The organism is Saccharopolyspora taberi, from assembly GCF_039534165.1.
GTDB classification, from domain to species: Bacteria; Actinomycetota; Actinomycetes; order Mycobacteriales; family Pseudonocardiaceae; genus Saccharopolyspora_D; species Saccharopolyspora_D taberi.
On the sequence record NZ_BAAAUX010000011.1, the window covers coordinates 422,322 to 446,608 of the forward strand.

Sequence of the window (24,287 nt, forward strand, 5' to 3'; positions counted from 1 at the left end):
GCTCAGCCGCAGCAGCTCTGCTTGCAGAAGCAGGAAGCCGTGATCGACTCGTCGGCGCGGGCGAGCGCGATGTCCAGCTGCGGCTTGATCATCCGCGCCTCGGTCGTGCGACCCGAGCGCGTGTAGCACTCGTGCAGACCGACCAGCGCCCACACGTTGTTCGGGTGCCGGTTCGCCCGGATGATGGTGTCGTTGAGGCCCAGATCGGCTTCGTAGGCCGCGGTCGCCTCCTCGATGTGGCCCTGCTCCAGCAACAACGCGCCGAGCGCGTGCCTGCTGGGCAGCATCCAGCCCCACGGCTCGTCGTAGGGCAGGTTGTCCTCGTTCTCGACGGCCTTGCGCAGGTGCGCGAACGCGAGCGCGTGGTTGCCCCGGTGGTACTCGACCTCGCCCGTGAGCATTTCCCTTGCCACGCCGAGGATGTCGTGGCACTCGACGACGTGCAGGCGCCGGGTTTCGGGCACTTTCGCCGCCGCCTCCTCGAAAAGGCGCTGTTCCTCGGCGGCTTCGTCGTGCTGCTTGAGGTTGGCGTGGGCGATCGCCTTGCCGTAGTGGTTGATCGCCGTGGTCATGGCGTACAGGCCGGGCTCGTCCGGCAGCGGATCGGCGATGAGCTCGTGCCACCTGCCGAACCGCACGAGCGCGTGCGTCCGGACCGACATGTACGCCTCAAGCCAGTCGGCCATCGGCGGGTCCTGCATCCGGACCAGCTCGGCCGGGATGGTTTCGAGCATCGTGCGCGCGGCCTCCATCGCGGGCTCGAACCGCCCAAGCAGCATCGCTCCGTGCATCTTGAAGTGGTAGTTGTGCACCCGGTACAGCGAGTAGAAGTTCAGCGCTCCCGCGTACTCCCAGTACTTGAGGTCCCGCTCGACGCCGATGTGGTTCCAGTCCACGACGGCCTGGTAGTCGCCGCACAGGACGTCGATGTGGGTCGGCATGTGCGCCAGGTGGCCGGAGTCCGGCACCAGGCGGCGCAGTTCGTCGGCGACGCGCAGTGCGGCCTCCGGAGTGCCCGACATCTCCATCAGGTGGATGTAGAGGTGCCAGATCCCCGGATGCGGCTGATCGCCGCGTCCCCGCGTGACCTCGATCCCGCGTTCGAGGAGTTCCTTGCACTCCAAGGTGTCCGCGCCGGGCGCGGGATCACCGGAGCGCAGGTCCCACATGTTCCACGGCGTGCGGTTCATCATCGCCTCGGCGGCCAGCATGAGCACGTCCGGATCGTCGGGGAACCGCCGGACGACCGCGCGCATGGCGTCGCTGTAGGCATCGCTCCACACCGACAGGTCCGGCGCGGGCACGTCGGACGGGTAGCGCTCGGCCAACGCGGTGATCAGCGCCTGCTCGACCTCGGACGCACCGGCCATCGCGCTCCGCGCCTTCGCGATGGCCTCCCGCGACCGCCGCAGCGTCTCGGTGATCTCGGCTTCGTCGAACAACTCCCACGGCTTGTTGTAGTTCGGCCCGATCGTGTAAGCGATGCCCCAGTGCGCCATCGCGCAGTCCGGGTCGTGTTCGAGCGCCTTCCGGAAGCACGCGTCGGCCTCCTCGTGGACGTAGCCGAAGGCCCAGTTCAGCCCCCGGTCGAACCACTCCTGCGCGGCCGGCGAAGACGTCGTGATCCGGCGGCTGTAGGCACCCAGGTCAAAGGGGTAGTCATCCATCGAGTTCTCCAGCTCCCCGGTCTCAGTTCCCCAGTCGAAGTCCTTCCCTTCGAGGCTACGAACGCGCCGTCCCGGCGACAACGAGGTTCCGCCCATCGGCTTCGCCGCTGAAGCAGCGATGCGGGGCTCGGCCTGTTGGTGCGGCACTGCACCGTCGGGGCATGGTCAGGCGCGCCTCAGCGGGACTGTCCGAGGCGGCGGGTGGTGGCCCAGGCCGCGATCTGGGCCCGGTTGGTGAATCCGAGCTTCGCGAGGATGCGCTGGACGTGGGTGTCCGCGGTGCGCCGCGCGACGAACAGCCGGGACGCGATGTCCCGATTGGACAGACCGGTCGCGACCAGTTCGGCGACCTCCAGCTCCCTGGCTGTCAGCGGGTTGTCGTGAGCGGGCGCCGGCGGGGCGTCCTCCCCGAGGGCGTAGCGGCGGGCGTCGTCCTTGGACAGCGAACGTCCTGCGGCGTAGGCGTCGGCGAACGGTCCCGCGCCGAGGACCCGCTCGGTGTTCTCCCTGAACCGGGCGTGCGGCCGGGACACCATCCGCGCCGACGATGACCCGAGCAGTTCCCACGCGGTGGAAGCGGCACCGAACAACGTCGCGGCCCGCACGTGCTCACCCCTCCTGCCCGCCACCCAGGCGAGGGTCTCGATGTGGAAGGCGTCCCCGAAGTGGCTGTCGACCGCGCTGGTCGACACGAGCGCCGCGTGCGCTGCCTCGGCTGCCGGTTCCACGTCGCCGAACGTCAACTCGATCAGGGCGAAACCGAACAGGGCCATGTCGCGTCCGTAGGTGTCGCCTCGGGATTCACCGAGCGCGATGACCCGCCGCAACGCCTCGCGGCTGGCGTCGAGATCGGTGTGGGCCGTCGCGGAGCTCTGCAGGAACAGGGCGCGCAGTTCCCGCCGGAAGTCGCCGTGCTTCCGGAGAACAGGCGCGGCAGCCGCCGCGAGTTCCGCCACGCGGGGATCGAGGCGCAACACCGCTTCCAAGCTCCGGACGAGGGCGATCCGCGCGTCGAGCAACTCGTCACCGAACCCGGCGGCCAGCTCTTCGGCCGCGGTCAACCGCTCGTCCACGCCGTCGAGATCGAACAGCCACAAAGCGTGCTGTGCGGACACGACCAGAGCGAGGGGGCGGTCGGGATGATCGGCCGGAGCAGCGTCCAGCGCTCGGTCCAGCCACATCAGAGCTTCCGCGTTGAAGCCCCGCAACGTCCAGTACTCGTCGATCCGGGCCGCCATCCGCAGCGCCACCCCGGCCTCGCCGGGCTCGGCGACCGACCAGTCCAACGCGGTCCGCAGATCGGCGTGGTCGCGCCGCAGCCTGCGAACCCACTCCGCCTGGCCCGGACCGGCCCACTCCGCGTCGGCCCGCGCCGTCAGCCGGTCGAACCAGTCCCGGTGCCGCCGCGCGACCCGCTCCCGGTCACCGGACTCCTGGAGCCGCTCTTGCCCGTACTCGCGCAAGGTCTCCAGCATCCGGTACCTGGCCTCGCCGTCTTCCTCCGAGCGCAGGAGAACGGACTTGTCCACCAACCCGTCGATCAGGCCCAGCACGGCTTCGGGGGCCACGCCGGGACCGGAGCAGACGTGCTCGGCGCCCCGGAGGTCGAACGATCCCGCGAACACCGCCACCCGCGCCCACACCACCTGCTCGGCGCCGGAGCAGAGCCCGTGGCTCCAGTCGATGGTGTCCCGCAGGGTCTGCTGCCGCTCGGGGCTATCGCGCTTCCCGGTCGTCAGCAGCCCGAGGCTCACCGGCAGCCGATCCACGATCTGCCGGGGCGACAACGTGCGGATCCGCGCCGCGGCCAGCTCGATCGCGAGCGGTACTCCGTCCAACCGCCTGCACAACTCCGCCACCTCGGCGCAGTTGGCGGCCGTGACCTCGAAATCCGGCCACACGGCCGAGGCCCGGTCCGCGAAGAGCTGCACGCTCTCGTACTGCGCCAGTTCCGCGGGTGACGGCGCGGCTTCCTCGCCGGGAACCCCCAACGGCGGCACCCACATCACCTGCTCGCCGACGACGTTGAGCGACTGCCTGCTGGTGGCGAGCACCGCGGCTCCAGGACATCCGGACAACAGCGCGTGGACGAACTCGGCGCAGGCGGTCACGAGGTGCTCGCAGTTGTCCAGCACCAGAAGCACCGCGCGCTCTCCCAAGTGGCCGATCACCCTGCCCGTCAGCGACTGGCCCGTCTCGTCGTGCAGCCCCAGCCGATCGGCGACCAGGTTCGGCAGCAACGTCCCGTCCCGCAGCTCGGCGAGCTCGATCGCCAGGACGTCGTCGCCGTGGTCCCGCGCGACCCGGTACGCGAGCCGCGTCTTGCCGACTCCGCCTGGCCCGCACAACGTCACCAGCCGCCCGGCGTCCAGCAGCCGCCGCACCTGGTCCGCCTCGCGGCGCCGACCGACGTAGCTGGTCAGCTCGGCACGCGGGCATCCACCACCCATTCCGCCAGCACCCCCGCTCCGTTGCAAGGAACCGTCCACATTGTGCGCCACCCGCTTCCGAGTACGCATCCGCATACGCAATTGACACGACGCGATCTCGCCGCCGTACGTGCCACTCTCCGGATCCACCGCGAACCAAGGAGAAAATCGTGCGCCGAACTCTTGGCTTCATCACCGCCTTCCTGGCCCTGTCCACGGCAGGCACCGCCACCGCCGCCGCGGAGGCGCAGGACCGCGACCCGGTCGTCTTCGTCCACGGATACCTCAGCAACAACTCGAACTGGTCGCACGCCGAAGGCGTGTTCCGCGCGGCCGGCTACCAGGAGGGCGAGCTGTTCCCGTTCCAGTACGACTTCAACCAGTCCAACGAGACCAGCGCGCGGGAACTCGCCGCGTTCGTCGACAAGGTCCGCGCCGAGACCGGCGCACAGCAGGTCGACATCGTCAACCACTCCATGGGCGGCCTGGTCAGCCGCTGGTACCTCAAGGAGCTCGACGGCACCGACTCGGTCGGGCACTGGGCGTCGCTGGCCGGGGCCAACCACGGCACGACCGCGGCCACCGCCTGCTCGGTGTTCGCGTCCTGCCGGGAGATGGTGCCCGACTCGCCGTTCGTCACGCGGTTGAACTCCGGTGACGAGACCCCCGCCGACACCCGGTACGCGACCTGGTACTCCCCCGCCGACCGCGTCATCAACCCCTACCGCAGCACCGCTGTCGAGGGCGCCGACAACCACGAGGTCGCCGGAGTCGGACACCTCGCCTTCCTCAACAACGACCAGATCCTCGGCGAAGTGGTCGCGTTCTTCGACAGCTGATCCGGGCGGGGCCGAGCAGGCAGCTGCCCGGCCCCCGCACCGTTCCGGTCAGCGGCCGAGGAAGTCCGCCAGCACCGGGTTGACCTCGGCCGGGCAGTCCTCGTGAACGGAATGCCCGCAACCCGGGAAAACCCGCGCCGCCGCACCGGGAATCCGACGGGCGAGCTCGCCGGCCTGCCACGACGCGTCGAACTGGTCCTGCTGGCCCCAGATCACCAAGGTCGGGGCACGCACGTCGCCCAGACGCCGTTAGGTCAGCGAGTAGTCGAAACTCCGCTGCTGCGACCACAACGCCTCGCGGTTGTCCCGGCGGCTCAGTGGAGCCCAGTTCTCGTCGACCAGCTCCGGCGTGACCCGATCATCGTGCGCGAACGACTTGCGCTGGGTCGCCGCGCTGTTCTCCTTGGTCATCAGCTTCCCGATCACCTCCCCCAGAACCGGGAACTCCGGGACACGATTCCCTTGCTGGCCAAGCACTTCACGGTGTACGCGGTGGATCTGCCCGGCCATTGGCTACACCACGTTGTAGCAGGACGGGTTCCGGTACGAATAGATCCACTGACCGCCACCGGGCACGAGGACGACGACCGGACCGGCACCGGTCTTCGTGTAGTGGAACCGGGCGATCTCGGTTTCGACGTACTGCGAGTCCACCTGTTTCCCGTCAGCTACGCCAGAAAGGACGAGGGCTGCGACTGGATCGTGACAACGGCTCGACGTGACCGCAGCCACGCGGTCAGCGGCCGAAGAGCCTCCGGACGAAGTCCAGGCTGTCCGGGAGGGAAGCCGGGACGGTGTCCATGTGGTCGGCCGGATACGTGCGGTACGTGTACGGCTGACCGGCCGCTTCCAAGTCGTCGACGAGGCGCTTGGTCAGAAACGCGGGCACCACCTTGTCGGAGTCGCCCTGGCCGATGAACACGGGCCGGTCGTAACCGGTGGTCGGCACGTCGAAGGCAGCGCCCATGGCCTGCCGGAAGCGCTCGTCGAGCGGCTTGCTGAGCAGCTGGCCGATGCTGATCCCCTCGGTGCGCACCATCTGCTCGCCCATGCAGAGCCGCTCGGCGTCGGCGACGACCTCCCTGCCGAGCGGGCTGAGGTAGGGCTGGACGTCGAACCCGGGAGTCGCGGCCTGCACACCGGCGAGGATGTAGGAGGTCAGCGCGGTCAGCCCCGGCATGATCGGCAGCGGCGGGGTGGACGGGTCGAACTCGCCGATGATCCTGGTCAGGTTCGACGGCGGGCCGGTCGCGACCGCGCCCCGGAAGTCCAGCTCCGGCGCGTAGCGGGTGGCCAGGTTCGCGGTGAACAGACCGCTGTGCCCGCCCTGGGAATGCCCGACCGCCACCCAGCTCGGCGACAGCTCGGGCACGACCGCGCGAGCCGCGCGCACGATGTCGACAACACCGTGTGCCGCGGTCCTGCCGTCGAGGTACGGGTGCACGCCGGGAGTGCCGAGACCGGCGTAGTCGGTGGCCACGATCGCGTAGCCCTCCTTGAGCCACGCGGCCAGGTGTTCGGTCTCCGGCTGGAGGCGCGGCCTGACCGAGGGCGCGCAGCCGTCCCCGAGCCCGGTCGTCCCGTGCGCCCAGGACACCACCGGCCAGCCACCGGCGGGTGGCGGCCCGGCCGGGACGAAGATCGTGCCGGTGACGGTCGCCGAGGCATCGCCCGGACCGGTCGAGGTGTAGGTGACCCGGTGCGCGGCACCCGCGCCGGGCAGCCACTGGTCGCCGGGCAGCGGGCCGGCGTCGATCACGGTGCCCGGTGGGTCTGCCTGGGCGGGCGCCGCCATAGCAGCGGTGGTCATGAGCGCGGTGAGCAGCGCGGCGAGTCCGGCTGACCGGAGGCGCATGATGGATTCCCTTGCTGTCCGGGGATTTCTGTCGGTTTCGAATGCTGTTGCGGGTTTCATGAGATCCCGAGCCCGGCCGCGAGCACCGGCCACGAGGTCTGGAGCTCCCGCTCCCAGTAGGGCCAGCTGTGCGTTCCGTTGCCGTAGAAGTTCGTCGCCACCTCGATGCCCTGCTGCCGGAGCCGGTCGGTGAACGCCCGGGAAACCGCCTGCGCGGCCGGCTCCAGCAGGTCGCCGAAGCTGCCGGGCGGATCCAGCGGTCCCGGGAACCCGTTGCCGCTGGAGATGTAGAGGCTGGTGCCCCGCAGGGTCTCGGTGTGCTCGTAGGGGTTGCGCTCGGACCACAGCTCGACCTGCATGCGGGGATCACCCCACATGCGCATCGGGTCCTCGCCGACCCGGTTCAGCATTCCGAAGACGAGTTCGGGGACGGACGGCTGCTGGGTGTGCAGCATTCCGCTGTAGGAAGCCGCCGCCGCGAACATGCCCGGCCGGCGTTCGGCGTAGGACATCGCGCCGTAGCCGCCGATCGACAGCCCGGCGACCGCCCGCCGCGTTCCCGCGCCGTAGTCCCGCTCCAGGATGCCGCGGAGCTCGTCGAGGTGGAACGCCTCCCAGTCCGGACCGCCGGGACGGCCGTAGTTCCACCACTTCGTGTAGAAACCCGCGGGCCCGCCGCTGGGCATGACCGTCAGCACGTCCTTGTCCGCCAGGAACGGCGCGGCATTGCCGAGTTCGGTCCACGACCGGTAGTCCAGGGGTTCGCAGCAGCCGTGCAACAGGTAGAGGACCGGCCAGGTCCGGGCGGATTCGCGGGACCAGCCCTCCGGAACCAGCAGCCGGACAGGCGCCTCGGCGCCCAGCGCGGGCGAGTGGATCACCAGGTCGACCGTGCGCTCGTCGATCCAGGTCTCCCGGACGACGTGCGCCTGCTGCTGGGAGACGGCTGCGGACGTCTGGTCAGGCGCCGATACCGCTCCCATCGCGGCGGGCGGCAGCACGCCGGTCGAGACGGTCAGCAGCACCGCGCCCGTCGCCAGCCACCCACCGATGCCGTGGTGCCCTTTCGCGTGCCTGCTCATGTTCCGCTCCGATGGTCACAAGGGGATGTTGCCGTGCTTGCGCGGCAGCGGTTCCCAGTCCTTGGTCGCCAGCACGCCCAGCGCCCTGCTGACGTGGTCCCGGGTCTCGGACGGCCGGATGACCGCGTCCACGTAGCCGCGTTCGGCGGCGACGTAAGGAGTCGCCGTCGCCGTGCGGTATTCCTCCACGAGCTTGCGGTGGACCGCCTCCGCCGTCCCGTTCGCGGCGGCTTCGGCGAGTTCCCTGCGGTGCAGCAGGGACACCGCTCCTTCCGCACCCATCACCGCGATTTCGGCCGTGGGCCAGGCGAAGTTGACGTCCGCGCCGAGGTGCTTGGAGCCCATCACCGCGTACCCGCCGCCGTAGGCCTTGCGGACGACGACGGTCACCTTCGGCACCGTCGCCTCGGAGTAGGCGTAGATCAGCTTCGCGCCCCGGCGGATGATGCCCTGCCGCTCCTGCTCGGCCCCCGGCAGGTAGCCGGGAACGTCGGCGAAGGTCAGCAGCGGCACGCCGAAGGCGTCGCAGAACCGGACGAAGCGCGCGGCCTTCTCCGAGGCGTCGATGTCGATGGTTCCCGCGTTGTGCAGCGGTTGGTTGGCGACCACCCCGACGGTCCGGCCGTCCACCCGGCCGAAGGCGCACAGCATGTTCGGCCCGAACAGCGGCTGGACCTCCAGGTAGTCGGAGTCGTCGAGCACGCCCTCCAGCACCCGGCGCATGTCGTAGACCTCGCGCGGCGAGTCCGGGATCAGCAGGTCCAGGTCGCCGGTCCGCCCGTTGCCGCCCGGCGCGTACACCGGTGGCCTTTCGGTGTTGTTGCCCGGCAGGTAACCGAGCAGGGTGCGCACCCAGTCGAGCGCGTCGTGCTCGTCCTCGGCCAGGTAGTGGGCGTTTCCCGACACCGCGCTGTTCAGGTGCGCGCCGCCGAGTTCTTCGGCGCTGCTGTGCTCGCCCGTCACCGCGGTCACGACGTCGGGGCCGGTGACGAACATGTGCGAGATCCCGTCGGCCATGACGACGAAGTCGGTGATCGCAGGCGCGTAGACCGCACCGCCCGCGCACGGGCCCAGGATCACCGAGATCTGCGGGATGATCCCCGAGGCCAGGGAGTTGCGGCGGCCAAGCTCCGCGTAGTACGCGAGCGAGACCACGCCCTCCTGCACGCGCGCGCCACCGGAGTCGTTGATCCCGACCACCGGGCAGCCGATCTTGGTCGCCAGGTCCATGACCTTGAGCATCTTCTCGCCGCACACCTGCCCGAGGCTGCCGCCGAAAACGCTGAAGTCCTGGGAGAACAGGCACACCCTCCGGCCGTCGACGGTGGCGTGGCCGGTGACCACGGCGTCGCCGACCGCGTCGCCGCACCCGGCGAGCTCGCCCGTCTCGACGAACGAACCCGCGTCGGCCAGCAGCGCGATCCGCTCGCGCGCGGTCAGCTTTCCCCTGGGGTGCTGCTTGGCCCGCGCCCGCGTGTCGCAGACCGCTTCGGCCCGGCGGCTCGCCAGGTCGGCGTTGAGCCTCGCCGTGCGTCCCGGATCAGCGCCCGCCATCGGTCGCCTCCAGCAGCGGCCGGAGGTGCCCGGCGAGCACGTCCACCTGCGGCGGATCGATCAGGGACAGGTGGTTTCCCGGAATCCGCACCACTTCCAGCGCGGGAACGTGCTCGTCCCAGCCCAGCGCCTCGTCGGTGCGGAGGTAGCGCGGGTCGAGCGTGGTCATGGTGTCCTCGGCGTCCTGCGCCCGGTACAGCACGACCCGGCCGCCGTAGGGCCGCGGCGAGTAGTTCTCGGCGACCCGTGCGTCCACATAGGACGTGTACTGGTGGCGCAGCACGCCCGCGCCGATGCCGAGCTCGGGAGCCGCGAGCGCTTCCATGACCCGGCGCATCTGCTCTTCCTCGCCGAGGTCGTCCGGCGGAACCTCCAGCCGGTGGCCGTAGGTCCGCTCGATGTGCTCGGCGAACCGCCGCAGGCGCTCGCCGACGACGTCCCGCTCGGTCGCGCCCGCCGGTGCGGCCAGCGGCAGGATCGTGTCGACCAGGGCGACCAGCTCGACCTCCGCCCCCACCGCGGTGAGCTGCTGCGCGGTCTCGTAGGCCAGGCATCCGCCGAACGACCACCCCGCCAGCCGGTACGGCCCGCCGGGCTGGATCTCGCGGATCAGCTCGACGTACCGGCGCGCCTTGCCCGGGACGTCGTGCAGCTCGTCGAGCCGCTCCATCCCGTAGCAGGGCTGGCCGTCGCCCAGCCGTTCGGCCAGGGGTTGGTAGACGCTCGTCGGGCCACCGGCCGGGTGGAACAGGAACAGCGGTGGGCGGGAGCCGCCCGCGCGCAGCACCCGGACCGGTCCGGCGGCCGCCTCGAAGCGGGACCGCACCTGGTCGGCCAGGTGCTCGACGGTCGCGGGGCCGGCGAACAGCCCGGGCGTCTCGGCGCCCAGGCGTGCGCTGATCTGCTCGGAGATGTGCTCGGCCAGTTCATCGTTCCCGCCGACGGAGCGGAAGTCCTGCGTCACCCCGACGACATCGAGGTTCAGGGCTTCCCGCCACAGCTGCGCGACCCACCGTTCCGTCGCGTCGCGCGGGAGGATCACCCGCTCTGCTTCCGCCTCGGCGGAGCCTGCCACCGCCACGCCGAGGTCCTGCGCCAGGTGCGCGGCGATCTCGTTCAGGCTCGCACCTCGCAGCAGCAGCGGGACGCCGATTTCGAGGCCGAAGTGGCGTTCGATGGCGCCGCGGGCGCGCATCGCCATCAGCGAGTCGAGCCCGAGCATCGTCAGCGGCCGCGCGGGGTCGACGTTGTCCTTGCTGGTGCCGAGAACGGTCGCGATCTCGGTGGTCAACCGTCCGGTGATCTGCGCGAGCGCCGCTTCCGGGGCCATCGCGCGGAGCGCTTCGAGGTCTTCACCGCCGCCGGAAGGCTCGACTTCGACCAACGGGGCGAAGAACGGCCGGTGCGCCAGTTCGGGGAAGTAGTCGAGAGCGCGTCCGATGTCGAGACGGCTGACACCGGTCACCGCCCGCTTCGAGCGCAGGACCGCTTCCAGCGCCTCGATTCCGTCCTCGGCGGTGAGCCCGCCGAGCACACCGCTCAGCGGTCCGTCGGCCGCCTCGGTGTCCTCCCAGGCGCCCCACTGGATGCTCGTGGCGGGAAGGCCGAGTTCCCGTCGCCGCAGCACCAGCTCGTCGAGCGCGGCGTTCGCGGTGGCGTAGGCGGCCTGCCCCGGTGAGCCGAGCAGCCCCGCCGCGGAGGAGAACACCACCCACCAGTCGAGTTCCACGCCCACCGTGGCCTCGTGCAGCCGCCGCGCGCCATCCACTTTGGACTTCCACACCTCACGGACGGCGTCCTCGCCGAGCTCGGTGACCGGCTGGTCGCACAGCACGCCTGCCGCGTGCACGACGCCGCACAACCGCATCCCGTCCCTGGTCGCGTGATCGATCAGTCGCTTGGCGACTCCGGGAACCGACACGTCACCGGTGACGACCTCGACCTCGGCGCCCCTGGCCGTCAGTTCCGAGAGCTGCTCTGCATCGGAGAGCCCGCGACGGCTGTTGAGCACGATCCTGCGCGCACCCCGCTCCGCGAGCCAGCGCGCCACCACGAGCCCGAGCGCGCCGAGACCTCCGGTGATCACGTAGCCGCCCGGCCGGACCGCTCGCCCGGTGCGCGCGGGAGGGCGTTCGGCGCGATGCAGCCGGGCGACGAGCCGGTCCGAGCCCCGCCACGAGACCTCGTCCTCGGCGGAGTCCGCGAGCAGTTCGGTGACGAGCGCGTCAGGGCCCGCCTCGGCCAGATCCACCAGGGACGCGCGCAGGCCGGGGTGCTCGATGGCCAGGACCCGGACCAGCGCCCGCAGCCAGGACCCGGTTCCGCGCGTGACCAGCCACAGCCGGGTCTTCGGGCGGTGCTGGAGCACCCGCACCACCCGGGCCACCCGCGCCAGGAGATCGGGTTCGGCCCCGTGCGACGCCTCGACCACCACGCCGCCGATCGGCAGCACCGGATCGGCCGCCAGCTTGTCGAGCGCGTCCGCGACGTCCGCCTCCCGGTGCCCCGGGTCGGTCACGACCTGGCCACCGCCGACCCGCAGCGCCCACGCCGTCCCGGTGTCCTCGCCGATGAGCAGCCAGTTGCGCGGCTCGTTCGAGCGCGGCGGCAGTTCGCTGCTTTCCCAACGGGTTTCCAGGAACGCGTCCGTGATCGGTGCGGGCAGCGCCCGCTCGTCCAGCGGCCGGGTGCGAACGCGTGCGAACTCCAGGACGGGTTCCCCGTCCGGGTCGACGACCAGGACCGAACCGGTCAGCTCCCCGTTGCCGGCCGCGGCCAGGCGGGCGTGGCACCGGACGGCCGGGGGAACGGTCCGCCAGACGCGGATTCCGCCGAGGGCCACCGGAACGTGCAGCCCGGCGGCCGGGCTGTCCGGGGCGAGCCCCGCGGCGATCAGGCTCTGGAGGCAGGCGTCGGACATCGCCGGGTGCACGGCGAATCCCGTGTCGTCTCCGGCGGAATCCGGCCTCTGGACGTTCGCGACGGCCTCGCCGCCGGTGCCCCGGACCTCCGCGACTCCCTGGAACGCCGGGCCGTAGTGCTGGCCCAGCGCGCGCAGCGCCGGGTACAGGTCGACCGGGCTTGCGCCGTCGTCGTCCACCGGTGTGGTGACCGGGCCGCCCGTGGCCTGGCTGACCACTGCCGACGCGTGCAGGATCCAGGCACCGGCGGCCGAACGGGTGTGAACCGAGATCCGCGCCGAGTCCGCCCCGGTGAACTCCAGCGTCGTCGTCAGCTCAAGCTCGTCGTCCAGCCTGAGCATCTGGTGCAGTCCAAGTTCCTCGACCAGCAGGCCGGTGACGTCGATGCCGAACGCCTCGGCCGCGGCTGACAGCACCATGTCCAGGTAGGCGGTGCCGGGCAGGATCGCGACGTCGTGCACGCGGTGGTCGCTCAGCCAGGGCAGCAAATCGGCGTCGAGGCGCAGCTGCCAGACGTGTTGCCCGTCGGGAAGCTCCACGTGCGCCCCCAGCAAGCGATGCGCGCCGGCCTGCGCCGCTGTCTTCACCACCGCCCAGTGGCGCTGACGCTGCCACGGATGCGCCGGGAGATCGACCAGCTGACCGTCGCGGTACCGGTCCGTGTCCGCTGCCAGGCCGCGAGCCTGCAAGGCGGCCAGATTTCCGCGGAAGGTGACGGTGTCGTCGGTGTTGCGGCGCGAGCTGAACACGACCAGCGGGCGAGGCGTCCCGGCAAGCGTCTCCTCGATTCCGGCAGTGGCCACCGGATGCGGCGAGATCTCGACGAACGTGTTGAACCCGTCCTCCGCCGCCGCCCGCACGGCCTGCTCGAACCGGACCGGGGAACGCAGGTTGCGCACCCAGTACTCGGCGTCGAACGCCGCCGGTTCCTTGGGATCCTCGGCGGAGGTGCTGTAGACGGTGGTGGACGCGGGCCGGACGTCGAGGTCGCCCAGCTCGCGGCGGAGCCGGTCGAGCATCGGGTCGACCGCCGCCGTGTGCCCGGCGCCCGAGACGTCCAGGAGCCGGGCGAACCCGCCGCCGCCATCGACGTGGCGGACCAGCATGGCGACTTCATCGGCCGGCCCGGCGATCGTGCATCGGTTCGGCGAGGTGCGCACCGCGACCGACACACCCGGAAACCACGGGGCCATTTCGTCCACGAGGGAAGGAGATTTCTCGACCACGGCCATCGCGCCGCCGCCTTCACCATCCACTTCGGACAACAAGCGCGCACGAACGGCCATGACCCGCAGGCCGGTGGCGAAGTCCAGCGCGCCGGCCACCACCGCTGCCGCGACCTCACCCATCGAGTGCCCGATCACCGCGGCCGGACGCACGCCATGCGCCTGCCACAGCTCGGAAAGCGCCACCTGGACACCGAAGATCCCCAGCTGCACCTCCCGCACATCGCCGAACTCCCTGCCCTGAGCCAGGGCATCGGCGAGCGAGAAACCGGTCTGCGAAGCGAACTCCGGGTCCTGGCGCTCGATCGCGCGCGCGAAGGCCGGCTCGTCGGCGAGCAGCCTGCGGCACATGCCCGGCCACTGCGAGCCGTGACCGGAGAACACCCACACGACTCCCGGCGAGCGCGCATCGGCGGCATCGAGCCGGGCGGTGCTGGTCTGGCGGTTCTCGGCGAGGGCGCGCAGTCCTTCGACCAGCGATTCCCGGTCGCGCCCCACGACCACGCCACGCGCCTGGTGATGCGTGCGCCTGCGGAGCAGGGTGTGGCCCACGTCGGCGAGTTCGGGCCCGTTCGGCAAGTCCAGCCAGTTGGCGAGATCGCCAGCCGCGCGGCGCAACCGCTGCTCGGACTGGCCGGAGACAAGCAGGGTGTGCACCTGATCTTCCGAGCGCCGCCGGGGGCGTTCGCGCGGCCATGCCTCCACCACCACGTGCGCGTTCGTGCCTCCGAACCCGAAGCCGGAAACACCCGCACGCGCTGTGCCCGAATACCTCGGCCAGCTCCGGGTGTCCGCGACGACCTCCAGGTGGTCCTGCTCGAACGGGATGTGCGGGTTCGGCGCGGTGTAGTGCAGGCTCGGCGGGATCTCTCCGTGCCGGAAGGCCAGCACCACCTTGATCAGCCCGGCGATGCCCGCGGCAGCCTCCAGGTGGCCGATGTTCGTCTTCACCGATCCCAGCAGGAGCGGCCGGTCCGCAGCGCGGCCGGTTCCGAGCACCGCACCCAGAGCGCGGGCCTCGATCGGATCGCCGAGCTGGGTTCCGGTGCCGTGCGCCTCGACGTAGTCCACAACGGACGGATCGAGGTCGGCGTCGGCGTATGCGGCACGCAGAAGATCCGCCTGCGACTCGGGATTCGGCGCCATGAGCCCGTTGGAGCGGCCGTCGGAGTTGACCGCCGAGCCGCGGATCAGAGCCAGGATCCGGTCCCCGTCGCGCCGGGCGTCGGCCAGGCGCTTGAGCACGACGACACCGCACCCCTCACCGCGCACGATCCCGTCCGCCCCGGCGTCGAAAGCCTTGCACCGCCCGTCGGACGCCAGCGCCTCGGCTCTGCCGAAGCTGGCCGTGATCGCGGGTGAAAGCAGCAGGTTCACGCCGGCGGCCAGAGCGGTCCGGCTCTCGCCGCGCCGCAGGCTCGCGCACGCCTGGTGGACCGCGACCAGCGAGGACGAGCACGCGGTGTCGACGGTCATGCTCGGGCCGCGCAGGTCGAGGAAGTACGACAGCCGGTTCGCGATGATGCTCGTCGCGGCCCCGGTTCCGGTCCAGGCGTCCACCCGGTGCAGGTCCCGCGTCGTCAGGAACCCGTACTCCGCCGAGGAAACCCCGACGAAGACGCCGGTCGCGCTGCCGCGGACCGACGACGCGGGAAGACCGGCGTGCTCGACGGCCTCCCACGCGACCTCCAGGAGCAGCCGCTGCTGCGGGTCCATCGCCGCGGCCTCCCTCGGCGAGATCCCGAAGAACTCGGCGTCGAACTCGTCGACCCGTTCGAGGAATCCGCCCGATCCCGAGAGTCCGGCAGGCACCACCTGGCCCGGACCGGTGAAGCTCTCCCACCGCCCGGGCGGGACGGCTCCCACCCCGTCCCGCCCGGACCGCAGCAGGCCCCAGAATCCCCCGGGGCCGGTGGCTCCGCCCGGGAACCGGCATCCGAGCCCGATCACCGCGATCGGTTCGCCCGGCCCGGATTCCGGCGGCGGGGCCGGGGCCGGTCCGCCTTCCAGGTGCTCGACCAGCCGCGCGATCGTGGGGTGTTCCCACAGCAGGGTCGGCGGAAGCGGCCGGTCGAGCCGCTCCGCCAGTTCTCCGGACACCGCCACGGCGTCTCGCGACGACAGGCCGAGTTCGTCGAACGGCCGGTCCTCGTCCACGGGCGCGCCCACCAGCGCGGCGACCCGCGACCCCAGCCACTCCCGGATGTCGCCGCGCTCAGCCATGTCCGGCCACCAGGTCCCCCCACGTCCCGTCCAGGTAGCGGGCGCGGCACGCCTGCCGGGCCACCTTCCCGCTCGTGGTGCGGGGAACCGAGCCGGGCTCGACCAGGACGAGCCGGTGCAGCGCGAGGCCGTGGCGCGCGGAGATCTCGTGGCGGAGCACGCCGGTCAGCGCCTCCGGATCGCGGTCCCCCGGGTCGCTGCGCGGTGCGTACTCGGCGACCACGACCAGGCGTTCGCCGTCGTCTCCGGGCACCGACAGGGCGGCGGTGTGGTGCCTGCGGATCGCGGGGTGGGCGTTCTCGACCGTTTCCTCGACGTCCTGCGGGTAGTGGTTGCGGCCGTCCACGATGATCAGGTCCTTCAACCGGCCCGCCACGAACAGCTCGCCGTCGTGCCGGAACCCGAGGTCGCCGGTGCGCAGCCAGCCCGAGCCCGGCAGGCCGCCGGTCGCGCCGTCGAGCGCGGCGTGGAACACCCGGCCCGAGGTCTCGGCGTCGCGTCCCCAGTACCCCTGCCCGGTGTTCGGCCCGTGCACCCAGATCTCGCCGACCGCGCCGTCCGGCAGGACGGTCCGCTCGGCCGGGTCGACGACGGCGACGTGCTGGCCGACCGGAGTGCCGCAGGAAACCAAGGTGCTCACCGGGCCGCCTCCCGCGGGCCGGGCGGTCCCCGCACCCAGCGCCGCGCGGTCGAACGCGACCGCTCCGGGAGCCTTGTCCGCCTCGGTCACCGACACGAACACCGTCGCCTCGGCCAGACCGTAGGAGCTGCGGTGCGTCTCCGGACGCAGGCCGCAGTCCGCGAACGCCCGGTTGAAGCGGTCGATGCTGGCAGGCCGGACCGGTTCGCTGCCGTTGATCAGCGTGATCACGTCGTCCAGGCGCAGCCGCGCCCGGTCCCGCTCGTCGATGCGGGCGGCGCAGTAGTCGTAGGCGAAGTTGGGCGCGGCGCTGATCGCGCACGGATTCGACGACATCAGGTGCAGCCAGCGGTAGGGCCGCTGGAGGAAGGCCAGCGGATCCATCATCACCGCGGGGATGCCGGCCACCAGCGGAACGACCAGCGCAAGCATCAGCCCCATGTCGTGGAACAGCGGCAGCCAGCTCACCGACACCGCGTCCGGGTCCGCCGCGCCGTAGGCCGCCCCGGCCTGCTCGGCGTTGGCGAGGACGTTGGCATGGGTGAGCACGACGCCGCTGGGGGTCCGGGTCGAACCGGACGTGTACTGGAGGTAAGCGATGTCGTCCGGGTGCGGAGCCGGGAGCCGGTGTCCCGCGTCCGGCGCGTGCGGCAGGTCGTCCACGGCGACGCTTCGGACGCCGAGTGGCAGGTGATCGATGACAGCGCTTGTCGTGAGCACACAGCAGGGAGTGCAGTCGGCGAGGATGTTGCCGAAGCCGTCGGCGCTTCCCCTCGCTCCCGGTGCGAACAGCGGCACCGCGATCAGCCCGGCGCGGATCGCTCCGAGGAAACCCACCACGTACTCGATGCCCTGCGGAGCGGCGATCACGACCCGCTCCCCTGGCCCGAAGCGGGCCGCCAGCCACTGCGCGACGGCAGTGACCCGGCGGTTCAGCTCCGCACGGGTCAGCGACCGGGCGAGGCCGTCCGGGCTCGCCTCGTAGTCGACGAAGGTGATCGAGTACCGGTCCGCCGCCATTTCGGCGTTCCGGTCGAGACAATCGGTCAGGGCATGCGCACCGGGGACCGATGTGCGCGCTTCGGACGTCAACGCCATTGAGAACTCCCTGTGCACACTGCTTGCGCCCGAATCTGTTTCTGCTGGTGTGCCGTCTTTTTCCCGTCGGATTCCGGAATTCGCCACGCGAGCAAGGGGAAGTTGTCACGCGCGGATCAGCGTGTCAAGAACGGCGGTTGTCCCCGGTGGAAATGTTGGCATTGCCGGGCGGAATCCGGTCGCGGTACTTGTCAGATCGATCCGGTTTTCCCCGCGCACGCGGCGGCGTTGTTGTCCGGGGCCGGTCCGGCGGGTAGCTTCGCCTGCCATGCGCGGTGCGGCGGCGATCACGACCTTCGTCGCGACCACCGCTTTTGTGACCACATTGGACAACACGATCATCGCGGCTGCGGCGCCCTCGATCGGCAGGGAGCTGGGGCTGGGCCTGCCGGTGCTGCAATGGGTGAGCCTCGCCTACATGCTCCCCTACGCCGGACTGCTGCTGCCCGCGGGAGCGCTGCTCGACCGCCTCGGGCGGCGCCGCCTCCTGCTGACCGGCTGCGCGGTGCTGGTGGCGGGCTCGCTGCTCGGCGGCGTCGCGCGCTCGGCGGAGGGCCTGCTGCTGGCGCGAGCGGTGCAGGGAACAGCGGCGGCGTTCCTCGTGCCCGGTGCGCTGAGCCTGGTCCGCACCGCGCTGCCGGAGCGGCGTCGTCCGCTGGCTGTCGCGATCTGGACCGGCGCGCTGGCCGTCGCGCTCGCGCTCGGGCCGTGGCTCGGCGGAGCGCTGGCCGAGCACCTGCACTGGAGCTGGGTCTTCTTCAGCAACCTGCCGTTCGCCGCCGTCGCCTCGCTGTCGCTGATCGCAGCAGCGGCTCCGGAGCCACCCCGTCCCGCTCGCGCCCGGCTGGTGATGACTCCGGTGCTGGCCTGGTCGAACGTCCTGATCCTGCTGTGGGGACTGGGAATCAGCGGGATCGCGTTCTTCACGCCGCTGCTGCACCAGGACTTCCTCGGCATGGCGCCGGACGCCGCCGGCCTGCCGCTGGGGCTCGTGGCGGTGGCCGTGGCCTGCGCGACCCCGTTCGTTCCGCTCGCGACCCGCGGGCTCGGACCGCACGGCACGGTGTGCCTCGGCTTCTCGGTCGTGGCCCTGGGCCTTGTCGCGCTCGCGGTGGTCAACCACCAGCCCGCTCTCGCACCCCGGCTGGCGGGACTGGCCCTGATCGGCGCGGGCTCGGCGTTCACCACCCCGATCACCACCTACGCGCTCGACCTGACCGGCGAGGACGTGTCGGGCACCGCCTCCGGCGTGCTCAGCACGTCGCGGGAACTGTCCAGCGCCCTGGGCGTGGCGCTGATCGGGTTCGTGCTGTCCCGGGTCCGCGCCGGCGAGCTCGCCGCCGGGGTCGACGGCGGCACGGCGCTGTCCACCGGCTACACCGCCGCGCTCGTCGTCGCGGCGGTGCTCCAAGCCGCCGGCGCGGGGATCGCGCTCCTGGTGTTGCGCCCTCCCCGGGTCCGCTCAGGTCGTGGTCCGCTGCTGGATCACGCGGCACGCCTCTGAGCGATCAGCTCGCGGCGTTCCTGTTCGCCCAGACCGCCCCAGATCCCGTACGGCTCATGGGCTTCCAGCGCGTGCTCCCGGCACTGCCGCAGCACAGCGCACTGGTTGCAGATGAGCTTCGCGTTCCGCTCGCGCTCGGCCCGGGCCGCGCCGCGTTCGTTGTCCGGGTGGAAGAAGCTGCTCGCGCTGACGTCCCGGCACGCGGCGTCGAGCTGCCAGTGCCAGGACTCGCTGACCGGCTTGGGCAATCGAGTTGTTTCGACCACTGCTTCTCACCCCTCCACATGACGACGTCGGGTGCGGGTGCCCTGACGCCTACCCCGCACGCCGCGCAGCCACACGTCCGGTTCGCCGGAGATCCACCTGCGTCACCGGAACGGCCCAGCTCCAGCGGATCGATCGTTTGGCGCGCACCGCGATCCGGGTAGCCGTCGGTGAGTGATCCGTTCCGAACCGGAGTGGAGGAAAACCGATGCAGGGCACGGCTTCGTTCCTGGCGTTCCTCGTGATCGGCGCCGCGCTGGTGGTCGCCGACGGCCAGCTCATCCGGCGCAGCGGCACCACCTACCTGCAAGCCGCGGGCCGCGACTCCACCGTCGCGGACTCGGTCAACCAGCTGGTGGCGGTCGTGTTCCACCTGACAGCGCTGGGGGTGCTCGCGCTGATCTCGGTGATCCCGCTGGACCTCGGCAGCGAGCCGGAAACCGTGGTGGCGCGGCTGGGAATCCTGCTGCTGGTGCTCGCGGTCGCCCACGGCGTGACGATCTGGACGCTGGGCCGGATCCGCACCCGCCAGCAAAGCCGTGCGCTGCACGAGGAAACCGTGCGCGCCCGGGAGACCGGCACGGCCGCGCGGGACGACGTCGCGTAGGGCGTGTCCTGTAAGTCATCGGAGCCAGAGGACGATGGCGGCGATGGTGAGTTCGGCCTGGTAGTAGGCAGCGCGTTTGGCGTAGCGGGTGGCCAGGTCGCGGAATTGGTTTGAGCCGGTTGAAGCAGCGTTCGACCACGTTGCGCTGCTTGTAGAGCTCGGCGTCGAAGGCTGGTGGACGCCGGCCACGGGCGCCTTTGGCTGCCCGGCGGGCGATCTGGTCGTCCCGTTCGGGGCTGATGAACCGGATGCGGCGGTCACGCATCTCCTGCCTGGTCGAGGGGTGCGAGTAGGCCTTGTCCGCGATCACGGCATCAGGTAGGCAGCGCGGGCGACCAGGGCCGGTCCGGGCGACGCGAAGACCGTCCAGCAGTGGTGCCAGATCAAACCAGAGCTAGATCATTTACAGGACACACCCTAGGCGGTGTCGTCCCGCGCAGCGGAGGGGACGATCCTCAGCGGGGAGCGGCGGCCCCGCTGCCCCGGATGAGGTCGGCGGCCTTCTCCGCGACCATGATCGTGGGCGCATTGGTGTTCCCGCGCGGCACGGTCGGGAACACCGAGGCATCGGCGACGCGCAGGCCCGCCACGTCGAACACGCGCAGCTCGGGGTCGACCACCGCGCCGATCGCGCACGTCGACGTCGGGTGGTACAGCGTCTGCCCGGACCGCTTGGCCCAGGCGAGGATTTCCGCGTCCGACTCCGGCGCGTCGAACGTCCCCGTCGCCACCTCCGCCACCGCCGGCTGCGCCGCGATCTCCAGCGCGATCCGGATTCCGGCGACGATGCAGTCCCGGTCCTCGGCCGTGGTCAGGTGGTTGTGCACGATCCGGGGCGCGACGTCCGGGCGCGGGGACCGCAGTGTCACCGCGCCACGGCTGGTCGGGGCAAGCACGCACGGGCCGAAGGCGAAGCCGTGCTCGGTGACCGGGCCAAGCCCTTCCTGGTGGAAAAGCACCGGGGCCGCGTGGAACTGCACATCCGGCGCCTCCAGATCGTCCCGGCTGCGGAAGAAACCCCCGACTTCAGCGAGGTTGGAGGTCAGCGCACCGCGGCCTTCGCTCTGCAGCAGCGCGGCGTTCTCCGGGCTCGCCGCACTGATCAGCGACTCGACGTCGGTGCGGAAGTTCAACAGCGCCATGTAGTGGTCCTGCATGCCCTGGCCGACCGGCAGATCGCGCACGACCTCGATGCCGAAGGCCGACAGAGCAGCCGCAGGCCCGATCCCGGACAGCATCAGCAGTTTCGGGGACTCATACGCACCAGCGGACAGGATCACCTCGCGCTCAGCCCGGACGACCTCCACCGTGCCGCCGCGCTCGACCTCCACGCTTGTGGCCCGGTCGCCCTCGATCACCACGCGGTGCGCGCGGGCCGAGGAGAGCACGGTCAGGTTCGGACATTCCAGCGCGGGGTGCAGATAGGCAAGAGCCGTGCTGCAACGCATGCCGCCGCGCTGGGTGAGCTGGTAGCGCCCGACTCCGAACTGCGTCTCGCCGTTGAAGTCGTCGTTCGCCTTGTACCCGGCCTGTTCCGCGGCCTCCACGAAGGCCGATGCGAGCGGATGCCCGGACCTGCCGTCGCTGACCGTCAGCGGACCGCCCACGCCGTGGAACTCGTCCTCGCCGCGCTCGTTGTCCTCGGAGCGCCGGAAGTACGGCAGGACATCGGCGTACGACCACCCCGTGGCCCCAGCCGACGCCCAGGAGTCGTAGTCGGCGCGGTTGCCGCGGATGTAGATCATCGCGTTCATCGAGCTGGAACCGCCGAACGTCCTGCCCCTGGGCAGGTAGGTGCGCCGCCCGCCGAGACCCGGCTCCGGATCGGAGTCCAGGTCCCAGTCCAGCTCCGACTTGAACAGCTGCGCGAAGGTGACCGGGACGTGGATCTCCTGCGCGGTGTCGGGCCCGCCCGCCTCGATCACCGCGACCTGGACGCTCGGGTCCTCCGACAACCGCGCCGCCAGCACGCAGCCCGCGGATCCGGCACCGACGATGACGTAGTCGTACGTGCTCATTCCGTCTCCTCCGACCGATGCGGTTCCAGGACGCGCCGACGTGCACCAGGATCGGGCACGCCAGGCGGCTGGCGAAAGCGACCGGCCGGTTGAACCCGACCCCCGGCCGCCCGCTTGATCGCTGGTGTCGACGCGGCGGCCGGGGTGTCGTCGGTGAGCGCGGACGCGATGGCCAACCCCGCTCAGCGGCCAGGTCACCTCAGGTTGCTCCGGAAGAACGCGGTCAACCTGTCGAAGGGGATGACCTCGACCCGGTCGTAAAGATCCACGTGACCGGCCCCCGGCACGACCACCAGTTCCTTGGGCTCCGCGGCGAGCCGGTACGCCTCGTCGCTGAACTCCCTGGAATGGGCGCTCTCGCCGGTGACGAACAGCATCGGGCGGGGAGAGATCGTCTCGATGTCGGCGAACGGGTAGAAGTTCATGAACTTGACGTTGCTCGTGAGCGTGGGATGCGTTGTCGTGTTCGGGCTGTGCCCCCTCGCAGTGCGGTAGAAGTCGTAGAACTCGCGCTCGACCGCCGTCGAGTTCTCGTCCAGCTGCTCCGGCGTTCCGCTGGTGTATTTGGCTTCACCGCCCGCGAACTCCAGATCGCGCTGTTGCGCTGCCTGCGCGAGGACGTCCTTCCGCTGTTCGAGCGTGACGGAGTGGCGGAGCCCGTTGCGGTTGGCGGCGCCCATGTCGTACATGCTGACCGTCGCGACGGCTTTGATGCGCGGATCGATCTTGGCCGCGCTGATGACGAAGCCCCCGCTGCCGCAGATCCCGATCGCACCGATCCGCTCACCGTCGACGAAGTTCCGGGTGCGCAGGAAATCCACCGCCGCGCTGAAGTCCTCGGCGTAGATGTCCGGCGAGACGGCGTTGCGGGGCCGGCCTTCGCTCTCGCCCCAGAAGGACAGATCGAGGGACATGGCGACGAATCCCTGCTCGGCCATCTTCGTGGCGTAGAGGTTCGCGCTCTGCTCCTTGACCGCGCCCATGGGATGTCCGACGACCATCGCCGGGTTCTTCGCGCCGCGGTCCAGGTCGTTGGGGACGAACAGGTTGCCCACGACGTTCATCTGGTACTGGTTCCGGAAGGAAACCCGCTCAACGGTCACCCTGTCGCTGGTGTAGAAGTTGTCCGCGCCGCCGGACGTGTCGCCGGGAGCCAGGACCGCCGCCGCGGCCCGCTCGGAAGGAGCGCAGCCCGTTGCCGCGAGCGCGCCGAGTGCGGCAGTGCCGACCGCGGTCAGCTTGATCAGTCCACGCCGTGTGAGACCGGTGTTCATGTTGGTGCTCCTCCTGGTTCGCGATGGATCAGGGCTTGATGAGGACCTTGAGGGTCTTGCGGTCGGCCATGTCCTGGTAACCGGCGGGAACCCCGTCGAGGTCGGTCGTGGCGTCGAAGACCTTCCCCGGTTCGATGGCGCCGTCCAGGATCGCGGGCATCAGCTCCTCGGCGTAGGCGCGGGCCGGAGCGGGACCACCGGCCAGCCGGATGTTGTGCCGGAACAGGCTGGCGAAACCGATCGGCGCCTCCTCGTACTGCGGGACGCCGACGCGGCTGATCACGCCACCCGGGCGCACGACCCCGACCGCCTGCTCGTAAGCGGGCATGGTGCCGACGGCTTCGATCACCACGTGCGTCCCATGGCCGCCGGTCAGCTCGCGGACCCGCTCGATCCCCTCCTCGCCACGGGCCGCCACGACGTCGGTGGCGCCGAACTCGCGGCCGAGGTCGGTTCGCGTCCGGTGGCGTCCCATGAGGACGATCTGCTCGGCACCGAGCATCTTGGCCGACAGCACGGCCAGCAGACCAACGGCGCCATCGCCGATCACGGTGACCCGGGTGCGCTCGGTGACGCCGCCCGCCACGGCCGCGTGGTAGCCGGTGCCGAAGACGTCCGAGAGGGTCAGCAGGGACGGCATGAGCGCCGAGTCCGCCGCGACCGGCAGCTTGACCAGCGTGCCGTCGGCCAGCGGGACGCGCACGGCTTCGGCCTGACCGCCTTCGTCGGGCTCCATGTCCCAGAAAGTGCCGTGGACGCAGGAGGTGTGCAGGCCCTCCCGGCAGAAATCGCAGGTGCCGTCGGAGAAGGCGAACGGCGCCACGACCAGGTCGCCCTTCGCGAGGGTGCGCACGTCGGAGCCGGTTTCCTCGACGATGCCGATGAACTCGTGCCCCATCCGCGCGGGACCGTCCACAGGGGACATCGAACCGTAGGGCCACAGATCGCTGCCGCAGACGCAGGACGCGGTGACGCGCACCAGCGCGTCAGTGGGCTGCTTGATGACGGAGTCCGGGACGTTCTCGACGCGGACGTCACCGGCGCTGTGCATGAGGGTGGCACGCATGAACTGTTCTCCAATGGTGT

17 protein-coding genes and 1 pseudogene are annotated in these 24,287 nt (G+C 71.0%); 3 read left to right on the forward strand and 15 right to left on the reverse strand.

The features are described 5' to 3' along the window. Nucleotides 1-2: 2 nt before the first annotated feature. Nucleotides 3-1,667 (reverse strand): tetratricopeptide repeat protein, encoded by a 1,665-nt coding sequence (locus ABD691_RS11040; protein WP_344679477.1) that lies wholly within the window; start codon nucleotides 1,665-1,667, stop codon nucleotides 3-5. Between the two features lie 176 nt (nucleotides 1,668-1,843). Further along, the gene (locus ABD691_RS11045) at nucleotides 1,844-4,117 is read right to left on the reverse strand and encodes an ATP-binding protein (RefSeq protein ID WP_344679478.1); all 2,274 of its coding nucleotides are present in this window, start codon (nucleotides 4,115-4,117) and stop codon (nucleotides 1,844-1,846) included. Nucleotides 4,118-4,266: 149 nt separating this feature from the next. Here ABD691_RS11045 and ABD691_RS11050 point away from each other — a divergent pair, with 149 nt between their 5' ends. Further along, nucleotides 4,267-4,935 (forward strand): esterase/lipase family protein, encoded by a 669-nt coding sequence (locus ABD691_RS11050; protein ID WP_344679479.1) that lies wholly within the window; start codon nucleotides 4,267-4,269, stop codon nucleotides 4,933-4,935. Between the two features lie 48 nt (nucleotides 4,936-4,983). Here the strand turns inward: ABD691_RS11050 and ABD691_RS11055 are convergent, their stop codons facing one another. From ABD691_RS11055 to ABD691_RS11090, 8 genes are all read right to left on the reverse strand, one after another. Beyond that, nucleotides 4,984-5,169, reverse strand: coding sequence for an alpha/beta fold hydrolase (locus ABD691_RS11055; RefSeq protein ID WP_344679480.1), 186 nt, complete (start codon nucleotides 5,167-5,169; stop codon nucleotides 4,984-4,986). A gap of 15 nt (nucleotides 5,170-5,184) precedes the next feature. Then, a complete protein-coding gene (locus tag ABD691_RS11060) occupies nucleotides 5,185-5,346 on the reverse strand; it encodes a hypothetical protein (protein ID WP_344679481.1) in 162 nt (53 codons plus the stop codon). 102 nt (nucleotides 5,347-5,448) lie between these two features. After that, nucleotides 5,449-5,589: an alpha/beta fold hydrolase gene (locus ABD691_RS11065; protein WP_344679482.1), complete on the reverse strand. Its 141-nt coding sequence runs from the start codon at nucleotides 5,587-5,589 to the stop codon at nucleotides 5,449-5,451. A gap of 82 nt (nucleotides 5,590-5,671) precedes the next feature. Next, nucleotides 5,672-6,790 (reverse strand): lipase family protein, encoded by a 1,119-nt coding sequence (locus ABD691_RS11070; protein ID WP_344679483.1) that lies wholly within the window; start codon nucleotides 6,788-6,790, stop codon nucleotides 5,672-5,674. Nucleotides 6,791-6,846: 56 nt separating this feature from the next. Then, nucleotides 6,847-7,872 (reverse strand): alpha/beta hydrolase, encoded by a 1,026-nt coding sequence (locus ABD691_RS11075; protein WP_344679484.1) that lies wholly within the window; start codon nucleotides 7,870-7,872, stop codon nucleotides 6,847-6,849. Nucleotides 7,873-7,887: 15 nt separating this feature from the next. After that, entirely contained in the window at nucleotides 7,888-9,426 is a 1,539-nt protein-coding gene (locus ABD691_RS11080; RefSeq protein WP_344679485.1) for an acyl-CoA carboxylase subunit beta, read from the reverse strand. Next, on the reverse strand, nucleotides 9,413-15,796 hold the full coding sequence (locus tag ABD691_RS11085; protein WP_344679486.1) for an SDR family NAD(P)-dependent oxidoreductase: 6,384 nt from the start codon (nucleotides 15,794-15,796) through the stop codon (nucleotides 9,413-9,415). Before ABD691_RS11085 ends, ABD691_RS11080 begins: the two co-directional genes overlap by 14 nt. Next, the gene (locus ABD691_RS11090) at nucleotides 15,789-17,534 is read right to left on the reverse strand and encodes a fatty acyl-AMP ligase (RefSeq protein WP_344679487.1); all 1,746 of its coding nucleotides are present in this window, start codon (nucleotides 17,532-17,534) and stop codon (nucleotides 15,789-15,791) included. The genes ABD691_RS11085 and ABD691_RS11090 overlap by 8 nt, the downstream gene beginning before the upstream one ends. A 268-nt stretch (nucleotides 17,535-17,802) precedes the next feature. On the opposite strand from ABD691_RS11090, the gene ABD691_RS11095 reads away from it, so the two are divergent. Then, nucleotides 17,803-19,038 (forward strand): MFS transporter, encoded by a 1,236-nt coding sequence (locus ABD691_RS11095; RefSeq protein ID WP_344679488.1) that lies wholly within the window; start codon nucleotides 17,803-17,805, stop codon nucleotides 19,036-19,038. Here the strand turns inward: ABD691_RS11095 and ABD691_RS11100 are convergent. Continuing rightward, nucleotides 19,020-19,304 (reverse strand): WhiB family transcriptional regulator, encoded by a 285-nt coding sequence (locus tag ABD691_RS11100; RefSeq protein ID WP_344679489.1) that lies wholly within the window; start codon nucleotides 19,302-19,304, stop codon nucleotides 19,020-19,022. The two genes, ABD691_RS11095 and ABD691_RS11100, sit on opposite strands and share 19 nt — an antisense overlap. Before the next feature lie 206 nt (nucleotides 19,305-19,510). On the opposite strand from ABD691_RS11100, the gene ABD691_RS11105 reads away from it, so the two are divergent. Next, nucleotides 19,511-19,909 carry a hypothetical protein gene (locus ABD691_RS11105; protein ID WP_344679490.1) on the forward strand — a complete coding sequence of 133 codons (399 nt, stop codon included), beginning with the start codon at nucleotides 19,511-19,513 and terminating at the stop codon, nucleotides 19,907-19,909. A gap of 121 nt (nucleotides 19,910-20,030) precedes the next feature. Here the strand turns inward: ABD691_RS11105 and ABD691_RS11110 are convergent. The 4 genes and pseudogenes from ABD691_RS11110 to ABD691_RS11125 all read right to left on the reverse strand — a co-directional run. Further along, nucleotides 20,031-20,291, reverse strand: a pseudogene (locus tag ABD691_RS11110) (transposase); the annotation flags it as partial. Between the two features lie 73 nt (nucleotides 20,292-20,364). Next, on the reverse strand, nucleotides 20,365-21,927 hold the full coding sequence (locus tag ABD691_RS11115; RefSeq protein WP_344679491.1) for a GMC family oxidoreductase: 1,563 nt from the start codon (nucleotides 21,925-21,927) through the stop codon (nucleotides 20,365-20,367). Nucleotides 21,928-22,121: 194 nt separating this feature from the next. Further along, a complete protein-coding gene (locus tag ABD691_RS11120) occupies nucleotides 22,122-23,201 on the reverse strand; it encodes an alpha/beta hydrolase (protein ID WP_344679492.1) in 1,080 nt (359 codons plus the stop codon). 28 nt (nucleotides 23,202-23,229) lie between these two features. Next, entirely contained in the window at nucleotides 23,230-24,267 is a 1,038-nt protein-coding gene (locus ABD691_RS11125; RefSeq protein WP_344679493.1) for a zinc-binding dehydrogenase, read from the reverse strand. Nucleotides 24,268-24,287 lie beyond the last annotated feature (20 nt).